Here is a 22,509-nt window from a genome sequence, read left to right on the forward strand (position 1 = left end):
AATGCAGCAGCGAAGCTCACGGGCTGGGGTGGAGGTTTAACACGGCTTAACGACCCTATGCGTTAGCCCTGCCCGACTCCCGACTCCCGACTCCTGACTCCCCCAACTCCCTGCACCTGCGACCCCGCCCGTAAATATTTTCCCAATCCAATTATCCAAATATGAAATTCGGTCACAAACAATTATACATCGACGGTAAGCTGTGCGACGCAGCAGACGGGAAGACATTCGACGTCATCTGTCCGGGCGACGAATCGATCGTTGCCACCATCGCCTGGGCGGGCAGGGCGGATACCGAACGGGCACTGGTGTCGGCGCAGAAAGGCTTCGAAAACTGGTCGGCGTTGCCGCAGGCGACCCGCCTGGAATGGATGGACAAGCTACGTACGAAGATTCTGGAACGCCGCGATCATCTGCGCCACGCCATCAGCCACGAAATGGGCAAAGTTTGGGCCGGTACGGACGAAGATCTGACCAGCATCACCGATTCGCTGAAGTACTACGCCGACGAAATCCGGAAGCGCGGAGACGTGGAAATCGAAGACCGCGAAGGCACCCATAAGCACCGGATCGTTTCTCAGCCCCTTGGTGTAGCGGTTGCTTTTCTGGCGTATAACTTTCCGTTGCTCAACCTTGGTTTTAAGCTTGGTCCGGCTCTGGCTGCGGGGTGCTCCATCATCATCAAGCCATCGGAGTTTTCGCCGCTGTCGGCCTACATCATCGGTGAACTGTGCCACGAAATCGGGTTTCCCGCCGGGGTGGTAACGGTGCTCTGCGGCGACGTTCAGGAGGTAGGTATTCCACTCTGCGAGAGCAAGATACCCAGGTTGATCACTATGATCGGTTCAACCGAAACCGCGCAGGCGTTGATCCGCCAGAGCAGCGCAACTTCGTTGAAGCGATTTAGTATGGAGTGCGGCGGCAACGCGCCCTTCGTGGTGTTGGAAGATGCCGATCTGGAAGCGGCGATCAGTCTTGGTGCGGGGCTGAAAACCGGCAATTCCGGTCAGATTTGCGTAGCGCCTAACCGCTTTCTGGTCCACGAGTCGGTGATCGATGAATTTACCGAAGGAATGCGGCAAAAATTTGCGGCAACGAAGCTTGGCTTCGGCGAAGCGGAGCAGCCAGACATGGGGCCGCTGACGAACCGTGGTTCGGTGGACAAAGTGAACGGCATAGTTCAGCAGGCGCGGGCGCAGGGTGCAAAACTGGTTTTTGGAGGCAAGGCGTTGGACCGGGCGGGGTATTACTACGAGCCGACAATCCTACGCCTCGACGACGCTCATGCGCCGGTGCTGCAACGGGAAATCTTTGGTCCGGTGGCCATCATCGTTCCGTTTGCTACCCGCGGGGAAGCACTCGCGATCGCCAACGACACCGACGGAGGGTTGGCCTCCTACGTCTTCACCACCAACCCCGACGCAATGGCCTTCTTCGCCGATAAACTGGAATTCGGTGAAGTGCAAATAAACGGCGTCAAATACGACATTTACCTGCCTCACGGCGGTATCAAGAATAGCGGTTTCGGGGTAGATTGCTCAGAGCTTGCGCTCGATGATTACCTGATCCGAAAGCGGGTAAGCCGGGCAATAAGCCAGGGGGTATGAACACACCAAAACACTTCATCAGTAGCGACTGGGGAACAAGCAATTTCCGCTTGAGGGTAGTCGTGACCAATACGCTGGAGATCGTGGCAGAACACACCTCCGGGCTTGGTATTCGGGAGCTTAACGAGCGGTTTGAGCAGAGTGGAGAAGGCAACCGCCTTGCTTTTTACTCCGCATATCTTCAGACCCAACTGGCCGAACTGCGGTCTTTAAGTGTGGTTCCCGATACACCGGCCAGGACTACTTGTTCAGCTCCTCCCACCGCTGGCGGGACCGGAGCGAATACTACCCGCGAAACCACTCCTCCGGGGCGAAGCACCGGTGGAGCAGAAAAGGAACTGAACGCACAACTCCCGGTTGTGATCAGCGGTATGGCCTCGGCTAACATCGGAATGTATGAACTGCCCTACGCCACGCTCCCGATTACGGCAACCGCACGGAACTTCGTGACGAAAGGCCTCACCCTGCATCCGTGTCAGCACCTGCGCCTGATCTCCGGCGTCCAAAGCGAGAACGGGATGATGCGGGGTGAAGAAACGCAGGCCCTTGGCCTGCTGCCGCTCATGGCCGGAGAAGGGGACGGAACGCTGCTGTTGCCCGGGACGCACAGCAAGCACCTCTCCTTCGTCGGTGACGCGTTCACCGGTTTTGCCTCCTACATGACGGGAGAGCTTTTCGAGATCATTTCCCGGAGGAGCATCCTGGCCAACTCGGTTGCTTCCGGCGCGTGGAACGAGCGTACCGGCGCGTGTTTCCGGCAAGCAGTACTTACGGGCTGCAAAGATGGTTTCTCCTCCCATCTGTTTGCCGTACGGGCCGGGCACGTACTGCGGGAGACCGACCCTACCGATAACTTCTACCGCCTGAGCGGGCTGCTGATTGGCGACGAACTGTCGCATCTTCCCAACAACACAAAGGGAAAGATCTACCTGGCGGGGTCGGGGCCGCTACTGCGCCTGTACCGCTACGCGCTCGAAATACTGGGCTTCGGCGAGCGGCTGACGGTCTATGCTGACGAGGCGCTTGAAGCAGCCTTACTGGCCGGGCAGCGGGAAATCCTGCTGCGCAAACAATGAACCGACCCGGAACTACGGATGGCTTTACCGTGCCTTCAGACCAGGTAATTATTTAAGTACCCCTTTTTAATCTTCCCGCCACCATGAATCACTCAACATTTTCCTGGGATGTTTTCAACGCCACGCCGATCGTCGCCATCCTGCGCGGCCAGCCGCTTGCTACCTGCATCCGGATTGCGGAAACCTTGCAATCCGCAGGATACGGCACCCTGGAGGTGACCATGAACACGCCCGGCGTGGCCGGTATCATTAGTGAGTTGAGCGCACGCTTCCCGGACTTGAACGTTGGGGCGGGCACGGTCTGCACGCCCGAAGACCTGGAAGTTGCCCTCGGGGCTGGCGCCAGTTTCATCGTAACACCGATCATCGACGAAGAAGTAATCACGACCTGTGTGAAGCGGGGAATTCCGGTGTTCCCGGGAGGATATACCCCAACCGAAATTTACCGGGCGTGGAGCCTAGGGGCTTCGGCGGTGAAGGTTTTTCCGGCCAGCCAACTGGGCGTGAAGTACATCAAAGACCTGGGCGGACCGTTACCACAGATCAAGCTGGTGCCTACGGGTGGTGTTTCGCTGGAGAATATCGGTAGTTTTTTCGCAGCCGGCGTTGCTGGCGTGGGCATGGGGAGTTCGCTGCTCGATAAGAAGCTGATTGCGGCGGAAGACTACGCTGGCCTGCGGGCGCACTTCCTGGCGATGAAAAAGGAAATGGAAAGCGCGGCGCGCTAATTCTTCATTCTCGTGGAGTGCATAGATTTCAGCCTCCAGCCGTCGGGTGTAGAGACGGCCAGCGCGCTTTCCAACCAACTGGCCTTGCCAACGATGGTGTCGGCTTGCAGAAATTCGGCGTAGTTGTAGTAAGCAATCTGGATGGAGTTGCCGTATTTGTCGAGAGAGATGTAGTCCATCCGGTTGATCCTTTTGGGTCGGTCGGGGCGGGCCAGTTGGCCCCGCATATACTGCTTGATGCGGTCGTTATCCCAGACTTCGCCCTGCTCTAGGATGACAAAATCGGCGGTATGGTACTGGCTGATTTTTGTACTGTCGACGCCGCCCCAGAGGTCGTCGAATGCTCCCTGAATCAATCCTTTTGCAGCTGCTTCTTCTGCTTCGGTGAGAGGTGCAGAGGATTCAGTGGAGACTGGTGACTGGCAGCTGCTGAGTGCCAGCAGGATAATCAATAAGTGCTTCATGCGGTAAAGATAACAACCGGCTGCAACGAGGCTCAACCCCGCCTTGCACCTGCGGCCGCGCAAAATACCTGAAAAGATTAATCGTGTCAGCTATTGAATCCCCCATCTCCCGGGGAAGAAGGGCAGCCTTCCAACCCGCTGGCCTGGAACCCGGACGAAACGAAAGTGGTAATTGACCGATTTAATCATTTGTGGTAGCCGTAAAGCGAACGGGGCAATAGGGTAAAGGAAGATGGTGTGATGTTAAAATACGGCTATATCCCAGTCGAAAAGGGTCGTTGCTTTGTGATGTAATGCGGCATCAGCGATAAAACTGGTGTCCGGAGTGCCAGATATGGTTCGGCTGAAACGAAGGCCGGGCGGGTAATATGGCCTCCTGTGTACTCACTTATTAATAACTAGTCGATGAAAAACATGCAAAAACCGAGTTGGAAGCCAGGGCTTCCGGCCATCGCTCTTACGGCGGAAACCCGTCCATTAGCACGAGCAGGATTACTTCTTTTACTTCTCTTCTTATACTTTCCGGTGTTGACGGCCGGCACCGGGGATCTTCCCGCAACCGTTACCGGAACGGTAACGGACGCTGATGGGCCGCTCATCGGGGTAAACATCATCGTAAAGGGCTCCGCCGAGGCGGGCGGACTGGTAGGAACCGTTACCGACTTCGACGGTAACTACAGCATCGAAGTACCCAATGGCGATGCCGTGCTCGTTTTTACCTATACCGGATACGACACTCAGGAAATTCCGGTAGATGGCCGGTCGGTCATTGACCTCGTTCTGAGCTCCAACAGTGAAGTGCTCGACGAGGTGGTGGTGATTGGCTACACCACGCGTAAAAAAGGAGAACTTACCGGTTCGGTGAGCTCCATCAGTTCCGAGGAAATCGAGACGATTTCAACGGGCAACATCACGAAAGGGATGGCAGGGCGCGTTTCTGGTCTGATTATCAACGACCGGGGAGGGTACCCTGGCGATGACAGCAATAACGCAGTCAGCATTCTCATTCGTGGCCAGGCAACGCTGGGTAATAACTCTCCGTTGATCGTGGTGGACGGCGTACCGACCAACAGTTTCTCCTTTCTGGCTCCCGGTGATATCGAAACCTTCACGGTGCTGAAAGATGCCGCTGCGGCCATTTACGGAGCCCGCGCCGCCAATGGTGTAATTCTGATTACAACCAAGCGCGGTAAGGAGGGAAGACCACGGCTGAACTTCAGCACAACCAATACCTTTTCCGGCTTCACGCGGGTCCCGGATATGATGAATTCGGCACAATTTGCCGAGTACCAGAACGATATCGACGCGCGGGAGGGAAATCCGCTCGAATTTTCTGAGGAAGACATCGAGAACTACCGTTCGGGCAATGACCCGATCAACTACCCGAACACCGACTGGTTTGATCTGACGATGAAAGACCTTTCTTTTGAAACCAGGAACAGCCTCTCTGTATCCGGGGGAGGAGAAGGCGTCAAGTACTTCGTCAGTGGCAATTACTTCAATCAGGAGGGCCTGTACAAATCCGATGCTTTGGGCTTCGAGCAGTATCAGCTGCGCTCCAACATCGATGTTACGCTTAATGATCACATTAAAATTGGCGTAGACCTTTCCGGCATTCAGGGGCAACGAAACGAACCGGGAGCGCCGTCTAACGTGATTCATAAAGCCCTGCAGGTAACCGAGCCGACCAGGGTGGGGCAGTACCCCAACGGACTGTTCGGGGTTGCGGGAGAGAACGGTACCAACCCGGCGCTTCTGGCGAGTAACGCCAGCGGGTTTCAGGACCGCCGGAACACCGAACTGCGTGCCCGTTTTACGACCAGCATCGATCTGGGTTTTATCACCGACGGGCTTAGCCTGGCGGGCAACGCCACCTTTTTGCAACGGTCATACGACACCAAGCTCTTCCGTGATACCTGGACGGTCTACAACCTGAACGAAACCACCGGCGAGTACGATCCGATCAACGGTTTCGATTTCAATGCGGGTAACTTCCTCAGCTTGGAGGATTCCTTCTTCAAGTTCAACGAAGAGTACTACAGTGCTCAGTTGAACTACCGTAAGGAGATTGGCAAGAACACCATCACAGGTTTTATTGCGACGGAACGCATCACAAACCGTTCAACCTCCTTCGAGGCGTACAAGCGAGACCTGATTTCGGCCGATCAGCCCTCCCTCTTTGCGGGAGCGGACGAGGGACAGCGGAGCACCGGTGTTTCCACCGAGTCTGCCCGTCTCAATTACTTCGGCTCCGTTTCTTACAACTACGACCGCCGGTACTTGGTCGACTTTACCTTGCGTCGTGACGGCTCCAGTAACTTTGCTCAGGGCAACCGCTTCGGTACCTTCCCCGGAGTGTCCCTCGGTTGGGCGATCTCGGAAGAACCCTTCATGGCCGGCGTCAAGGGCAACTGGCTTTCCAGCCTGAAACTGCGGACCTCGTGGGCACAACTCGGCAACGACCGTATTGCCGGTTTCCAGTTCCTTACCCAGTACATCTACGGCGGTGGTACGGCGGGCAACCGGAATTACTACATCTTCGGAGAAAACCCGACGCAGTACAACTCTTTCTTCAATTCCAACACACCTAACCCGGATATTACCTGGGAAAAAGCAGACAACCGTAACTTCGGTATCAACTTCGCTTTATTCGAGTACAAACTGACGGGTAACGCCAACTACTTCACGCAAAGCCGGACCGATATTCTGATCAGCCGTAATGCTTCCGTCCCTGATTTTACTGCACTCGAATTGCCGCAGGAAAACCTTGGAGAGGTAGACAGCCGGGGCTTTGAGCTGGAACTGGCTTACCGCAACAGCACCGCTGGTGGCCTTACTTACAACTTTGGTGGTAACCTGACGAAAACCAGCAACGAGGTCGTCTACCTGGATGAGCCAGGCGATGTTCCGGCCTGGCGACAGCGGGAAGGCTACCCGATTAACTCCTTTGTGCTCTACCCCAGCGACGGCATCTTCCGTACCCAGGAAGAGGTCGACGCAGCGGAAGTGAAATTACCCGGAACACTGCCCGGTGACGTGCGCTACATCGATACCGATGGCGACGGCCAAATCACCGGAAACGATCAGGTGCGTCGCTATACTTCGCCCACCCCAACCCTTACCTACGGCTTCTTCGGAGGTTTCTCCTTCAAGAACTTCGACGTCAATTTCCTGCTGCAGGGCCAGGGTGGAGCGGACATCGAAGTCCGCTACGACAACGAAGGCAACCGCCCCGCCTTCCTGGCCGATCGCTGGACGCCGGAAACTCCTGACGGAACCTACCCCCGGGCCTTCGGCCTCGACGATACCTACAACGCCCGCCTCAGCGACGTCTGGATCCGGGACGCGGATTTCATCCGCCTCAAACAACTCGAAGTTGCGTACAGCATTCCTGCCGAGACCATCTCCTTCGCGGCGATTCGTCTCTTCGTGCGGGGAACCAACCTTGTTACCATTGATAAAATCAAGGACGTTGACCCTGAGCAATCACGGTACTACAACTTCACATCTGGTCTTTACGCGCCGCTGAAGTCTTACTCCTTCGGTGCCACCATTCAATTATAAAGACGCTTTCGGAAGTCCGGCGCTCCGCCCGGAGCGGCGGGCTTCCCAAGGTGACCCTCAACCTTCCACATCATGCAACAATTCAAAATAAAAGCTTTTCTCCTTGCGCTGGTCCTGACCGCTTCCTTTGGGTGCGACAAAGACATTCTGGACACCCGACCGGGGAATACTTACTCCGAAGCAGACATTTACTCCAACGTGGACCTGACCCAGAGCCTGGTCGATTACACGTACAACGTTACCGAAAACTGGGGCCTCAACGTTGACGTATGGTGGACGCGCAGGATAGGGATCGAAAATGCCTCAGACGAAGCGTGGTTCCATTTCGTTCCTCAGAATTACCGGATTACGCGCGGCCAGATTCAGCCCAACAACATGGGGTTCTGGACCCAGAAATGGAGACAGTACTACCGCTACATCGGTACGGCCAACGATTTTCTCAGTAAAATCGATCAGAGCCCGGTTGCGCAGTCCGATCCGGAGCGCGTAGCTACCCTGAAGGGCGAGATGAAGTACCTGCGGGCCAACGCCTACGCCCGCCTCATCAACCTTTTTGGAGGTGTTCCCCTGTTCGATACGCCCTTTGAACTGACCGACGATTTCAACGTGCCGCGGGCGTCCTACCAGGAATGTGTAGACTTCATCGTCCGGGAACTCGACGAAGCAGTAACTCTCCTGCCCGAAGGACCTCGCAACGGCGTCGAATTCGGACGTGTGTCGCGGGGAGCCTGCCTTGCGATGAAATCGCGTGTGCTGCTTTACGCCGCCAGCGAGCTTCATGATCCGTCTACGGTACCCAACGGCCCGCTGTACGACTACAACAAGCCGGACAAATGGCAGGATGCCGCCGATGCCGCAAAGGCTTTGATTGACCTGGACCAGTACAGTCTCGTACCGGTGGAAACCGCCGAAGACTACCAGCAAATGTTTCTGTCTCCGAACAGCGAACTGATCTTTGCCCGGCCGTTCAGCCCGGACTTCCCCAACACTCCCAACGATTTCAATACCTTGCCCGATAAAGCGCAGTCGCCCGTCGGTGCCGGAGGGTGGGGGCTCAGTAACCCCACGCACAACTTCGTACAGGATTTCAAAATGGCCAATGGTCTGCGAATCGACGATGCCGGAAGCGGCTACGACGACGATGACCTCTACGCCAACCGCGAACTGCGCTTCTACGCCAACATCCTTTACCAGGGTGCTTCGTTCAAGGGAGCGGAACTGGAATACTGGTCTCCCGGAGGAACGGAGAGCCGTGAGGCCCCGGGCCCCAACCACTACGCGGCAACGGGCTACAACCAGCGGAAATTCCTGGACGAGTCGATCGTGATCGATCAGGAGCAGTCGGCCAACCGGCCTTACCCGCTGGCGCGCCTGCCGGAGATTTACCTCAACTACGCCGAGGCACTTTACCACCTGGGCCGGGAAGACGAAGCACGAACCTACGTGAACCTGGTTGCGGGCCGCGTTGGCCTGCCCGCTATCACCACCACCGGAGAAGCCCTTTTGGAAGATATCCGCTATGAGCGCCAGATGGAACTCTTCCTGGAAGGCCACCGCTTCTTCGATACCCGCCGCTGGATGATGGCCGACAAAATGAACGAAGACATCATGGGCGTACAGTGGGAAAAGCGCAACGCCGCCGGCGAACTCGATCCGGACGGTACGCTGACCCGTCTCGGCCCGCTGCTCATCGAAGACCGGATGTTTGCGCCCACTTTCTACTACCTGCCTATTCCCTTCGCGGAGGTAGAGAAAGCAGGCTTAGAGCAAAACTTTGGATACTGATCGTAATTAATTAACATCTAGTGAGTTGTGTTACGGGCGCGGTGGAATTATCCACCGTGCCCTTCTTTGTGGGCGGGGCCGCAGGTGCCGGGCAAGGAACAACAAGAGCAGGGTTGTACCAATGCCTTCCACCACGCGCTGCACCCGCGACCGCGCCCCAAACCGCGTCACACAGCTTCTTTTTCAGGGCCGAAGCGGCAACGTGTTCTGGATTCGGGTGGCTCGTGTTTAAGGCTGATAGCTGCGATCGGAGTCACTTAGGGTTAAAATGCGGTCACTACCGGTCAAACTTATACTACTATTGGTTAATTCGGTCAGATACCTTTGTCTCAGGCAGAAAAAATGGGTATCCTCGTATTTCCGTTTTGCTGCCTGATTGATCAGAGTCGAATAAAATAAATCATGCATAAATTAATCCTCCCCCTTCTTGGGTTTGTATTCCTGGGCCTTACCTCCTGCGAGCAACCAGTGGCTACGGGCAGCGAAGCAATTACTCCAACCAAAGACCTCAACAGCGAAATACGGGCTGCTGCCAAAAATACGAACCTCTCACGGGCCATCGTAGGCAACACCAACAGCCCCCACGTAAAACTCAAGAGTATCCCGATCGGCGACTGCCGCTGGACGGAAGGCTTCTGGGCCGATAAATTTGAAGTCGCGGAGAAAGTGATGGTTCCCCACATGGGCAGCCTGCTGACCGGAGACATCGGCCACTCACTCAACAATTTCAAGATCGCAGCCGGCCTGAAAGAGGGCAAGCATAAGGGCATGTTCTGGCACGACGGCGACTTCTACAAATGGATGGAGGCCGCCATGTACGTCTACGCCATCAACCGCGACCAGAAAATCCTGGACGAGCTGGACGAATACATCGACATCATCGGCAAGGCACAGGAACCCGACGGCTACCTGCAAACCCAGGTCACTACCCGGGATAATGTGGGGCGCTACGAAAACCGGAAGTTCCACGAGATGTACAACAGCGGTCACCTGATGACCAGCGCCGTCATTCACCACCGCGTAACCGGCCAGACCAATTTCCTCGACATCGCCGTGAAGCACGCTGACCACCTCGTGAAAACCTTCAGCCCTCAGCCCAAAGAGCTGGCCCGTTTCGGTTTCAACCAAACCCAGATTATGGGCCTCGTGGAGATGTACCGCGAAACGGGTGACAAGCGCTACCTCGCTCTCGCCGAGCAGTTCATCAACGCCCGGGGCAAATCCAAAGTGGTGGTTGATGAAACCACCCGCTACGGCCACATCGGCGATATGGTGCAGGAGCGGACGCCGCTGCGTGAAGAAACCGAAGCGGTGGGCCACGCAGTGCTGGCACTCTACTTCTACGCCGGCGCAGCCGACGTTTACGCCGAAACCGGCGAACAGGCCCTCGTGGATGCTCTCGACCGGCTGTGGGACAACGTAGCCAACAAGAAAATGTACGTGACCGGCGCCGTAGGGCAAACCCACCACGGTGTTTCCTCCCACAACGATATGGTTCACGAAGCCTTCATCAACGATTACATGATGCCCAACGCAACGGCATACAACGAAACCTGCGCCAACATCTGCAACGCAATGTTCAGCTACCGGATGCTGGGCGTAAAGGGAGAAGCAAAGCACGCAGACCTGATGGAACTGGTGCTGTTCAACAGCGCCCTTTCGGGGATCAGCATCGAAGGTAAAGACTACTTCTACGCCAACCCGCTCCGGATGACCAACGCCGCGAACCGCGACTACTCCTCAACAGAATCGCGCGACCGCGAACCATACATCGAGTGCTTTTGCTGCCCGCCCAACCTGGTGCGGACCATCGCGAAAGTTTCCGGGTGGGCGTACAGCCTCTCCGAAAACGGTGTTTCCGTCAACCTGTACGGCGGCAACGAACTCAACACTAAACTTACTGACGGATCGGTGCTGAAGCTGACGCAGAAAACCAATTACCCGTGGGAAGGCAGCATCAGCCTCACCATCGATGAGGCAAAGGCGGAAGCCTTTGATCTGATGCTACGCATCCCCGAGTGGGCGGCGGGCGCGCAGGTGCAGGTGAACGGTAAAAGTGCAGGGGTAGCCGCTGAGCCGGGAACCTTCGCCACCATCAACCGCGCCTGGAAGAAAGGCGACGTAGTTACCCTGGAACTACCGATGGACATCCACCTGGTGGAGGGGCACAACCTGATCGAAGAAGTACGTAATCAGGTGGCCGTAAAACGCGGCCCCGTAGTGTACTGTCTCGAAACGCCCGACCTCCCGGCGGGCCGCAGCATTCTGGACGCCTACCTGCCCGCCGACGCCGGCCTGAAAGCAACTTATAAGCCAGAAATGCTCGGTGGAATCACCGAAATACGGGGTGACTTGCTGCTGCGTAAAGACAAGAAAGAAGGGATGTACAACGTCCTCGAAAAACCGGAGTTCGAGCGCCGTAAGACCTCGCTCGTGCCTTACTTCGCCTGGTCTAACCGGGGCGAAGCGGAAATGACGGTCTGGCTCCCCATGATCTGGCAAACCAAGTAAAACCTGAATCGAACCAATATGAAAAACCTACTGATTCTCTGCTGCCTCCTGGTTGGAAGTACGCTGCTGTACGCGCAGCAGGAACGGCCGAACATCGTTTTTCTCTTCGCTGACGATGCCGGATACGCCGACTTCGGTTTTCAGGGCAGCAGCACGATGAAGACGCCTAACCTGGACAAGCTGGCCAAGCGCGGCGTCCTGTTCCGGCAGGCCTACGTTTCTCATCCGACCTGCGGCCCTTCGCGGGCGGGCATACTGACCGGAAAGTACCAGCAGCGCTTCGGGTTCGAGGAAAACAACGTCCCCGGTTTTATGAGTGAAGTCTCGGCAAGTGACGGCGATGAAATGGGGCTTCCGCTGGAGGAAAAGACGGTGGGCGACTACCTCAAATCAATCGGATACCGGACGGGCTACTTCGGCAAATGGCACCAGGGTGGGGCAGATCGGTTTCACCCCACCAAACGGGGCTTCGACGAATTTTACGGTTTCCGGGGCGGCGCACGGGCGTACTACCCCTACGAGAGAACCCCACGGGAAGCCCAGAACAGGCTGGAACGAAACTTCGGGGAATTCAAAGAACACGAAGGCTACCTGACCGACGTGCTGGGCGATGAAACGGCCCGTTTCATCGAGCGCCATAAAAATCAACCCTTCTTCGCCTTCCTGGCCTTCAACGCGGTTCATTCGCCGATGGATGCAAACCCGGACGACATGGCCCAATTCCCCCAGTTAGAGGGCAACCGCAAAAAAGTGGCGGCCATGACCCTGGCGATGGACCGGGCCTGCGGGGTCGTGTTGGACAAACTCGAAGAGCTGGGCCTGGCGGAGAATACCATCGTGGTCTTCAGCAACGACAACGGAGGCCCCTCCAACGTGAATGCTTCCAGTAATTACCCGCTGAGCGGGGTGAAGTCGACCTACCTCGAAGGGGGAATCCGGGTTCCTTTCCTGCTGAGCTGGCCGAGCCGCATCAAGGCGGGCACGGAGTACGATCATCCCATCAGCACCCTTGACCTGCTGCCGACTTTCTTCGCCGCCGGAGGCGGCGAACCGGGGAAGGTGACGGATACGGACGGAGTAAACCTGATCCCTTACCTGACCGGCGAGAACTTCGGGAGGCCACATCAGCGGTTGTTCTGGAAGAGAGATGTCCGGGCCGTAGTGCGGGACGGCGATTGGAAGCTGATCCGCTTCGGTGACCGGCCGGCAGAACTCTACTACCTGCCCGACGACGAAAGTGAACTGAACAACCTTGCCGCCGCGCAGCCGGCGCGGGTGCGTGAACTCTTCAACTTGCTGTTTGAATGGGAAATGACGCTGGAGCGTCCGCGTTGGCTGCTTAAACGGGAGTACGAGTTGAAAGACGTGGAGCGCAGGATCAAATACCGCGACCAGGTAAAGCTTTTCAGTGAGGAGCGACAGTAAATTTTCCTTGATCCGGCAGCGGATCCGGGGCGCGGCCGCGGGTGCAGAGAAAGGATGGAAAACAGGGTAGGGTAGCTTGCTCCTTCCAACTTCCCCCTGCACCTGCGACCGCGCCCGCTAATTCTTCAACTCCTCCCCCAAAACCAAACTACAACATGAGAATCCTGACTGTACTTTTCTGCTTTGTTCTGGTGAGTTGCGGCGCGCAGGATGCACCCGGGGAGATTATCCGGAAACCGCTGAACGTCTTGTTCATCGCGGTAGACGATCTGCGGCCGGAGCTGGGGTGTTACGGCTCTCCCATTGCCAATACGCCCAACATCGATGCGCTTGCCGCGCAGGGTTTACGCTTCAACCGGGCCTACTGTCAGCAGGCGATCTGCAGTCCCTCGCGGGCAAGCCTGATGACCGGCGCCCGGCCGGAGACGATTAATGTGATCGAAAACTATACGTACTTCCGGGACGAAAATCCGGACATCGTTACCCTGCCGCAACACTTTTGGGCCAATGGTTACGAAACAGCATACAGCGGTAAAATTTACCACGGCAAGTTTACCGACAAAGAGAAATCCTGGAGCCGGAAACCGGCCCGAATAAGTACACCCAGACCAAAACTGCCCGGCGGCTATGCGCTGCCCGAAAATGTAGCGATCTTTAAGCAGGCACAGGAAGAAATCAGGAAAAAGTACGGCAATACCGAGCACTACGCGCTGGGCCGGGGCCCGGCCTACGAAGCTGCCGACGTGCCGGACATTACGTACGCAGACGGCTACAACACCGCCGTAGGCATTGCTACCCTGAAGGAGATGGCGGCGGATAAGAACAAGCCCTTCTTCCTGGGAATGGGCTATAAGCTGCCTCACCTCGACTGGGTCGCCCCGAAAAAGTACTGGGATATGTACGACCGGGAGGCCATCCCGATGTCGGAACAGGACGAAGCTCCGGTCAACGGTGCGGCAATGGGCCTGCACGCCTCCTTTGAGCTGCGGGTACGGGCTGGCATCCCGAAATCCGGCCCGATTGAAGGAGAACTGGCCCGGACGCTGAAGCACGCTTACCTGGCCAGCGTAAGCTACGTAGACGCGCAGATCGGCAAGGTGCTGGCTGCGCTGGAGGAATCCGGTGAACGGGAGAATACGGTCATCATCCTCTGGACCGACCACGGCTGGCACCTCGGCGATATGGGAGTATGGGGCAAGGCCACGAACTACGAAATTGCCACCCGGGTGCCGATGATAATAAGTGCCCCCGACATGCCGGAACAGACACAAGGCCGGTCTTCTGACGCCTTGGTCGAACTGGTCGACATGTACCCGACCCTCTGCGAACTGGCCGGTATCAAACAGCCCGAACACCTGGAGGGCTACAGCTTCGCTCCGCTGCTACAAAACCCGGATATGGCCTGGAAGGAGGCCGCCTTCAGCCAGTACCCTAACCCGGCTTTGCGGGAGTGGGCGGCCAATCCCTTATCGCCCGGGATGCGTGAAACCTATTTCGGCCCGCTCATCGAGGAGGTGGAAGGACGCATCCTGAAGCAGCAGCAGGGCAACTGGGACCGTGAGTTGTTCGAAAACCACCTGATGGGCTATTCGATGCGGACAGACCGGTACCGGTTTACGGTCTGGAAAGACCGCAGAGACAAAGAAAAAGCGCCACTCTACATCGAGCTGTTCGACCACCAGGCCGACCCGTCGGAAACAATAAATATAGCCGCAGACGCCCCAGAATTGGTAAAGGAACTGATGAAACAGTTCGAGGCAGGCTGGAAAGGGAACTTACCCAAAGTTTAAACCGAAATTATGAAGAGGAGAAAATTCTTTGCGAGAGGATTAAAAGGGGCGATTGCCGCCAGTGTGTTGCCACTCTTTGGTCAGTCGTGTGCTACCCCGAACAAGCAAGTGCTGCCTTCGGCCGCTGAAGAAACCCATACAGGAACGGATCCCGAGCAATGGCAGCATATGGGGGCGGGGAAGCGGGCCTACGAAAGCCGCCATAAAACGATTCAGTGCGAAGTAGCAGTAATTGGTGGCGGCGCAGCCGGAATTTGTGCCGCTGTGGCAGCCGCCCGTAACGGGGCGCAGGTTGTTTTGGTCCAGGACCGCCCGGTTTTGGGGGGCAATGCTTCCAGCGAAATCAGGGTTCACCTCAACGGAGCCAATCACCTCAAAGATGGAAAGCCAGAGCGGGAAACCGGCATCATCGAAGAAATTTTACTGCACAACCGCTTCCATAATCAGCAGGAGTCTTATCCGGTTTGGGACCACGTTCTTTACGACTTCGTTACCAGGGAGCCGAACATCAGCCTGATGCTGAATACTTCGGCCATGAAAGCGGAAGTATCGGGCGGAAAGATAGTAGCTGCAGACTGCTGGCAGATGACAACCGAAACCCGGTTCACCATTCATGCAGAGTTATTCATCGACTGCTCCGGAGACGGATTGCTGGGAGCAACCGCCGGAGCATTGTACCGTACGGGGCGGGAAGCATCCTCGGAGTTCAATGAAAAGTACGCCCCCGCAGTGGCGGATGGCTGGCAGATGGGGTCAACGGTATTGCTTGCCTCAAAAGACATGGGAAAGCCAATGCCTTTTGAAGCACCTTCCTTCACGTTGAAGTACGAAGCAGAGAAATCAGTAAAGGGCCGGAAACTATCGCCCTTTACCGCAGGGTTCTGGTGGGTAGAACTGGGCAGTGAAAATGACATCATCGGTGAGTTTGAAGACACCAAGCACAAGCTGATGGGATACGCCTACGGGGTTTGGGACTACCTGAAAAATTCCGGCAAGCACCCGGAAACGGAGAATTTCGCCCTCGATTGGGTTTGTTCTTTGCCCGGTAAGCGCGAGTCGCGCAGGTTTATCGGCGATTACATTCTGTGCGAACCGGATATGCTGGGAGCGCGCGACTTCAGGGATGCGGTTGCTTATGGCGGCTGGTCATTGGATGAGCACAATCCCGGAGGCATCGAGAACCTCAGTGAGCCGCCGTCTTACTTTCATGAGCGGTTTGACGAGGTGTACCAGATACCTTTCAGGTCTTTGTATTCGAAAAACATCCCCAACCTTTTATTCGCCGGCCGTAACATCAGTCAGACGCACATGGCTCTGTCGTCCTCCCGAATTATGGCTACCTGCGCTTTGGAAGGGCAGGCAGTAGGAACCGCAGCGGCGCTGTGTGTGAAAAAAGACGTGCTGCCAAGAGCCCTGGGCGAAGAGTATATTGATGAACTGCAGGAACAATTGATGCGGGATGATGCCTACATCCCCAAGCGGCCCGCCAGGGACGCAAAAGACCTGGCCCGAAAAGCCTCGGTTATCGTTGCCTCAAGCACGCGCTCAGGCGATGCCGCTTTGCTGACCGACGGGGTTTCCCGGGATGTGGGGAATGAAATTCACCATTGGCAGTCGGACGGGCTGCCGGCAGAGCTTCAACTCGAGTGGGAGGCGCCGGTGAACTTGTCTTCCGTTCAGGTAAAATGCGATACCAATCTGAAGCGGCTCATCATGATGCGCAACGACAGTGCGAATAAGGGGATTTACCGCAACGATGTTCCTTCTGAGCTGATGAAATCTCTGGACCTGGAAGCCCGGGTGAACGGAAAGTGGGTGAGCCTGGGGGCCATCGAAAAAAACCGTACCCGGCTGATCAAATTCGACTTTGATGAGGTCAGAACCACGGCTGTCCGGCTGAAACTGAAGGAGACTTACGGTGAGAAGAACGCAAAACTGTTTGAAATACGATGCTATACTTAGGAGCCTTTAAGGGCATCATTTTTTCTTGTATTCTGGGATTCCTGAGCAGTTGTTTTCTGCCTGGGATTTGTAGTTTTAGCTCCTACGGGCAGGAGGTCGTACACCACCTTACCGTTTTTCACCCCGGGATGAAGCAGGCGAAGGAATGCCTGCTGGTAGAAAGAAAAGCAGACTCCGGACACACGCTCGATTTCAGGATGGAGGTGGAGTCGGTCATTTGCCTTAACGGATTGTGCAAAGTGGTGGACGTTGGCCTGATCTGGGATAAGTTCGGCAACTATCACAGCCTTGAGCTTGCGAAAGGAGTTGAGCTGGAGAAAAAGGACGGAACTCCCTTTGATACCGCCGACTATGACAAACTTCATCGGATTCTTAAAGACAAAAATTCGGTGTTTCAGGCCTTCGAGTTGGGACAAATCGTTGACTTGAACGTTGATAGCTCCGGGATAGACGGTATCTCCGGGGCCACGATACTAACCGACAAAGCTGCAACCGTAGAAGGAGCTGCCTGGACGTGTTATACCCTGTGGCACTGGGCAAATTCCGAAATCAGAGATACCATGTTCGAAATTGCCGGGCACTCCTATTCAGACCGGGAACTGCTCAGTTTGCTGCCCCTCGATTCTTCGTCGGTAAGGATGGCCCTGGTGCAACTCGAGAAACGAAGTCTATACGACGAAGCTACCATTGCCGCTGTAGTCGCCGCCACCCGGGAGTGGGAGACCAACAATACTAAACTTGCCATCAATTACCTGAACGGAGGCCCGAAGGAAACTATGCGCTCTGCCGTCAGGCGAATTTTTTCTGGTGCCGGTCCCCGGCAACGTGTCCTGTTCCTGAAATCGGTATTGCACGATGATAAGCACCCCCCGGAAGAGATCCTCTCAGAATTGCCATATTACGTTCCGCTGCTGAACTCGTACGAGGAAGTGAACCTGTTGCTCAGTTATTTGTCGCGCAGAAATATCAGCGACGACACCCTGAACGAACTTCTGCTCAACCTGCTGGCGGCCGATGACTTCATCATCGCCAGGGGCGTGTACTGGTTTCTGAGCAACCAAGCCCTTGCACCGGACGGAAAGGCAAAAGTGGAGGAGTTCGGCCGGCTGCATTCAGGGCGGCTGTGAAGACCTGTTCGGCAGCCTTCAGGCTGCCGTTTTCTGAACGGTCTTAATCCTTCTTGTGATGGATGATGCTCCGGAGGCAATTTATTTGAAATACATTGAACTTTCTTCTGAAGTCTTAATCCTTCTTGTGATGGATGATGCTCCGGAGGAATGCTGGTTCATTACTTTTATTATGTTAGTTATGGTCTTAATCCTTCTTGTGATGGATGATGCTCCGGAGGATAGTTTCTTACCTCACATCGGCGTACAACGGGCAGTCTTAATCCTTCTTGTGATGGATGATGCTCCGGAGGTGGGTTGCCAAAAACAAAGAGGGAAAGTATCTAGGAGTCTTAATCCTTCTTGTGATGGATGATGCTCCGGAGGTGAAGGCACTGAGCAATATGGTTCAGGATATGGGGTCTTAATCCTTCTTGTGATGGATGATGCTCCGGAGGTCGAAGACCTTGCATACGCCCTCGAACTGACGGGGTCTTAATCCTTCTTGTGATGGATGATGCTCCGGAGGTTAGGCCCCAGGCAATTACCCGCATTCCTACGCAGGTCTTAATCCTTCTTGTGATGGATGATGCTCCGGAGGACCCGCTCACCCTGGCACATCCTAGCGGATACAGTCTTAATCCTTCTTGTGATGGATGATGCTCCGGAGGGGTTCTTTCGGAGCACTCTCCGTAGATGAAATTACAGTCTTAATCCTTCTTGTGATGGATGATGCTCCGGAGGTTACAATTAAAAGCAGTTCGGCAATCATTGCCGAAGTCTTAATCCTTCTTGTGATGGATGATGCTCCGGAGGAAGACGTTATTGAGCTAACCACCGAAGATCTGTCTTAATCCTTCTTGTGATGGATGATGCTCCGGAGGTCTTACCTCACGTCTGCCTACAACGGGCAGGTTAACGGTCTTAATCCTTCTTGTGATGGATGATGCTCCGGAGGCATGTGGCTGAACCATAACACACCATCTGTTGGTGGTCTTAATCCTTCTTGTGATGGATGATGCTCCGGAGGTATCTTGATGCCGTTCCTGGGTAACACCAACTACTGTCTTAATCCTTCTTGTGATGGATGATGCTCCGGAGGAACTACTGCTGTATCTTTAGGTACGCATAATTTGTCTTAATCCTTCTTGTGATGGATGATGCTCCGGAGGCGCCGGCACGGTCACCCATTGCGCACCCTATGATGTGTCTTAATCCTTCTTGTGATGGATGATGCTCCGGAGGTTTGCCGAAGAGGTATGTCGGCCAGACGCGGAGATGTCTTAATCCTTCTTGTGATGGATGATGCTCCGGAGGACTACATTCTTTTTAAATGGATACTTTACGGTTAGTCTTAATCCTTCTTGTGATGGATGATGCTCCGGAGGTGATGCCTTACCTGGGCAATACCAATTACTTCGGTCTTGATCCTTCTTGTGATGGATGATGCTCCGGAGGTTTGATGTGGTTGAAACCACATTACTCTACATTTTTGGCTCCCTCTCCGCTGAGCCTTAGGCGAAGCTTGTTGGAGAGGGCGGGGGGAGAGGGGGAAAATCAAAATGTAGAGTAGTATTGGTTGAATCATAACACCCCATCCGTGGTCTTAATCCTTCTTGTGATGGATGATGCTCCGGAGGACCCGCAAACAATTTTTGCAAACGTGCAAGGAAGTCTTAATCCTTCTTGTGATGGATGATGCTCCGGAGGCTTATATTACTAGCTCTAGCAACATTATTCATTGTCTTAATCCTTCTTGTGATGGATGATGCTCCGGAGGCGAAAGAAGGTGTTATATACACAGTGAGACTCCTGGTCTTAATCCTTCTTGTGATGGATGATGCTCCGGAGGAGTACAAAATACTTAAGAAGAATGAGGTAGCACTAGTCTTAATCCTTCTTGTGATGGATGATGCTCCGGAGGACGGATTTCGTTTAACAATGGGAGAAATACTTCCTGTCTTAATCCTTCTTGTGATGGATGATGCTCCGGAGGTGCAAAGACACCCACGACGTAAACGTTGGGATCATAGTCTTAATCCTTCTTGTGATGGATGATGCTCCGGAGGTGGGAGAACTACGGTCTATTAAGGATGACTTATACGAGTCTTAATCCTTCTTGTGATGGATGATGCTCCGGAGGGGTCAGAATCTATGAACTATGAGAAGCTCATTAAGGTCTTAATCCTTCTTGTGATGGATGATGCTCCGGAGGGAATGGATTTCTATTCTTTGGAACAAATGTAGATAGTCTTAATCCTTCTTGTGATGGATGATGCTCCGGAGGACTTACCACCGGCGCCGAAGTCGCCGGAGCAAATGTCTTAATCCTTCTTGTGATGGATGATGCTCCGGAGGAACCCTTCACCATCTTATTAAACACTCTTAAATTCGTCTTAATCCTTCTTGTGATGGATGATGCTCCGGAGGCGCTACTGCTGATGCCGATGTCCTTTCGACTCAGAACTAAGGTCTTAATCCTTCTTGTGATGGATGATGCTCCGGAGGCTGATGCCGATGTCCTTTCGACTCAGAACTAAGGTCTTAATCCTTCTTGTGATGGATGATGCTCCGGAGGGAAGGATCTATGTGCTTTTACGCAGAACATTCTGTCTTAATCCTTCTTGTGATGGATGATGCTCCGGAGGGCTGAAAAGCCGGAGTCAAGGTTAAAATTCACCTTGTCTTAATCCTTCTTGTGATGGATGATGCTCCGGAGGTTCGCGTTTGACCTCGCAAGAGTGTACAACGTTCGTCTTAATCCTTCTTGTGATGGATGATGCTCCGGAGGAGTTACAATTTAATCTTTAATATGGTCCTTAATCTGTCTTAATCCTTCTTGTGATGGATGATGCTCCGGAGGGAATAATAGTTTTTACCGGTGGGGGAGTTCGGAAGTCTTAATCCTTCTTGTGATGGATGATGCTCCGGAGGAATTGGCGGCCCTGCAATACGTTGGGGCAACGAAGTCTTAATCCTTCTTGTGATGGATGATGCTCCGGAGGTTTTCGACGGGGAGCCAATCGGGCTGGATGAAGAGTCTTAATCCTTCTTGTGATGGATGATGCTCCGGAGGGGCAGCGTTCAGGAGTTTGCAAACCTGCTCAACACAGTCTTAATCCTTCTTGTGATGGATGATGCTCCGGAGGCCATCCAGCGGCCCGGTTTTGGGCGTGAATGCGGTCTTAATCCTTCTTGTGATGGATGATGCTCTGGAGGAAAACGTTAAAGTTCTTGCCGAAGAACTCATTAAGTCTTAATCCTTCTTGTGATGGATGATGCTCCGGAGGACCTAAAGAGCCTCCGTACCTTGAGACGGTGCAAGGTCTTAATCCTTCTTGTGATGGATGATGCTCCGGAGGTTCCTTTATCGTCTCCCATGTAACATGGGTGGGAGTCTTAATCCTTCTTGTGATGGATGATGCTCCGGAGGCGGTTTCGTCAGTTGGCAGTAAACATTAGAAAACAAGTCTTAATCCTTCTTGTGATGGATGATGCTCCGGAGGTTGGGCTGGTAATTACCGTCATCTCCTGAACCAATTGTCTTAATCCTTCTTGTGATGGATGATGCTCCGGAGGTACCAGCGTAGATCGCCGTGGAAATGAGACGGTGAGTCTTAATCCTTCTTGTGATGGATGATGCTCCGGAGGTGAACCCGAAGACCGCTTCGGCGATTATCGGGTTGTCTTAATCCTTCTTGTGATGGATGATGCTCCGGAGGCCCCTACAAAGGTTTGTAGGGGGAAATTACAAAATGTCTTAATCCTTCTTGTGATGGATGATGCTCCGGAGGTACTAATTTAGTGCCGCTCACACCTGAGCCCGTAAGTCTTAATCCTTCTTGTGATGGATGATGCTCCGGAGGTTTATCCTTTTGCGATGACTGGTTTAGATTTAATCGTCTTAATCCTTCTTGTGATGGATGATGCTCCGGAGGCAAAGAAATCAATGAAGCCCACAACGAAGCTGTAAGTCTTAATCCTTCTTGTGATGGATGATGCTCCGGAGGCCAGTACAGCAGCTTGGTCCGGGTCGAAACCGGCGGTCTTAATCCTTCTTGTGATGGATGATGCTCCGGAGGTCCCGCAAGCTCAGCTTCCCACCCTGACCGTTTCAAGTCTTAATCCTTCTTGTGATGGATGATGCTCCGGAGGTGTTATGAAGACATGTAATCATGCAGAAGAACTGGTCTTAATCCTTCTTGTGATGGATGATGCTCCGGAGGCTGTTTCGCGGATGTAAATGTTGCGGGCAACCCGGTCTTAATCCTTCTTGTGATGGATGATGCTCCGGAGGGCGTACAAAGTAAATAACGCTATCTTCGTGGAAGAGTCTTAATCCTTCTTGTGATGGATGATGCTCCGGAGGAACGCAGAGAAATGCACATAAGATCAATATTATCAGGTCTTAATCCTTCTTGTGATGGATGATGCTCCGGAGGAATGAAGAAATCAATTCTTGGGATGAACAACAAAGTCTTAATCCTTCTT

General features: G+C 54.3%; 11 protein-coding genes and 2 CRISPR repeat arrays (1 of these 13 running past the window's edge). Of the genes, 10 read left to right on the forward strand and 1 reads right to left on the reverse strand.

Going from position 1 to position 22,509, the window contains the following annotated elements; translation table 11 throughout:
* Nucleotides 1–161: 161 nt before the first annotated feature.
* The 3 genes from FUA23_RS16570 (at nucleotide 162) to FUA23_RS16580 (ending at nucleotide 3,411) form a co-directional block, all read left to right on the forward strand.
* Nucleotides 162–1,607: an aldehyde dehydrogenase family protein gene (locus tag FUA23_RS16570; protein WP_147931881.1), complete on the forward strand. Its 1,446-nt coding sequence runs from the start codon at nucleotides 162–164 to the stop codon at nucleotides 1,605–1,607.
* On the forward strand, nucleotides 1,604–2,683 hold the full coding sequence (locus FUA23_RS16575; protein ID WP_147931882.1) for a 2-dehydro-3-deoxygalactonokinase: 1,080 nt from the start codon (nucleotides 1,604–1,606) through the stop codon (nucleotides 2,681–2,683). Before FUA23_RS16570 ends, FUA23_RS16575 begins: the two co-directional genes overlap by 4 nt.
* A gap of 83 nt (nucleotides 2,684–2,766) precedes the next feature.
* The gene (locus tag FUA23_RS16580; RefSeq protein ID WP_147931883.1) at nucleotides 2,767–3,411 is read left to right on the forward strand and encodes a bifunctional 4-hydroxy-2-oxoglutarate aldolase/2-dehydro-3-deoxy-phosphogluconate aldolase; all 645 of its coding nucleotides are present in this window, start codon (nucleotides 2,767–2,769) and stop codon (nucleotides 3,409–3,411) included.
* Here FUA23_RS16580 and FUA23_RS16585 read toward each other — a convergent pair.
* Nucleotides 3,408–3,875, reverse strand: a complete 468-nt coding sequence (locus FUA23_RS16585; RefSeq protein ID WP_147931884.1) for a hypothetical protein — start codon at nucleotides 3,873–3,875, stop codon at nucleotides 3,408–3,410. The genes FUA23_RS16580 and FUA23_RS16585 overlap by 4 nt on opposite strands.
* Nucleotides 3,876–4,280: 405 nt before the next feature.
* Between FUA23_RS16585 and FUA23_RS16590 the strand changes: the two genes are divergently transcribed.
* The 7 genes from FUA23_RS16590 (at nucleotide 4,281) to FUA23_RS16620 (ending at nucleotide 18,039) form a co-directional block, all read left to right on the forward strand.
* Nucleotides 4,281–7,439, forward strand: a complete 3,159-nt coding sequence (locus tag FUA23_RS16590; RefSeq protein ID WP_246144296.1) for a SusC/RagA family TonB-linked outer membrane protein — start codon at nucleotides 4,281–4,283, stop codon at nucleotides 7,437–7,439.
* A 72-nt stretch (nucleotides 7,440–7,511) separates the two neighbouring features.
* Nucleotides 7,512–9,224, forward strand: a complete 1,713-nt coding sequence (locus tag FUA23_RS16595) for a RagB/SusD family nutrient uptake outer membrane protein (protein WP_147931885.1) — start codon at nucleotides 7,512–7,514, stop codon at nucleotides 9,222–9,224.
* A 402-nt stretch (nucleotides 9,225–9,626) separates the two neighbouring features.
* Entirely contained in the window at nucleotides 9,627–11,735 is a 2,109-nt protein-coding gene (locus tag FUA23_RS16600; protein WP_147931886.1) for a glycoside hydrolase family 127 protein, read from the forward strand.
* Nucleotides 11,736–11,753: 18 nt separating this feature from the next.
* Nucleotides 11,754–13,160 carry a sulfatase-like hydrolase/transferase gene (locus FUA23_RS16605; RefSeq protein WP_147931887.1) on the forward strand — a complete coding sequence of 469 codons (1,407 nt, stop codon included), beginning with the start codon at nucleotides 11,754–11,756 and terminating at the stop codon, nucleotides 13,158–13,160.
* 155 nt (nucleotides 13,161–13,315) lie between these two features.
* Nucleotides 13,316–14,950, forward strand: a complete 1,635-nt coding sequence (locus FUA23_RS16610; protein WP_147931888.1) for a sulfatase — start codon at nucleotides 13,316–13,318, stop codon at nucleotides 14,948–14,950.
* A gap of 9 nt (nucleotides 14,951–14,959) precedes the next feature.
* The gene (locus FUA23_RS16615; RefSeq protein ID WP_147931889.1) at nucleotides 14,960–16,912 is read left to right on the forward strand and encodes an FAD-dependent oxidoreductase; all 1,953 of its coding nucleotides are present in this window, start codon (nucleotides 14,960–14,962) and stop codon (nucleotides 16,910–16,912) included.
* A complete protein-coding gene (locus FUA23_RS16620; RefSeq protein ID WP_147931890.1) occupies nucleotides 16,900–18,039 on the forward strand; it encodes a hypothetical protein in 1,140 nt (379 codons plus the stop codon). Before FUA23_RS16615 ends, FUA23_RS16620 begins: the two co-directional genes overlap by 13 nt.
* 40 nt (nucleotides 18,040–18,079) lie before the next feature.
* Nucleotides 18,080–19,477: direct repeats of the CRISPR family, unit length 37 nt; unit sequence GTCTTAATCCTTCTTGTGATGGATGATGCTCCGGAGG.
* A gap of 144 nt (nucleotides 19,478–19,621) precedes the next feature.
* A CRISPR array of direct repeats spans nucleotides 19,622–22,509; the repeat unit is 37 nt; unit sequence GTCTTAATCCTTCTTGTGATGGATGATGCTCCGGAGG; it runs 597 nt beyond the window's last position.

Origin of the sequence: Neolewinella aurantiaca, assembly GCF_008014675.1 — a bacterium.
In the GTDB taxonomy this organism is placed as follows: domain Bacteria; phylum Bacteroidota; class Bacteroidia; order Chitinophagales; family Saprospiraceae; genus Neolewinella; species Neolewinella aurantiaca.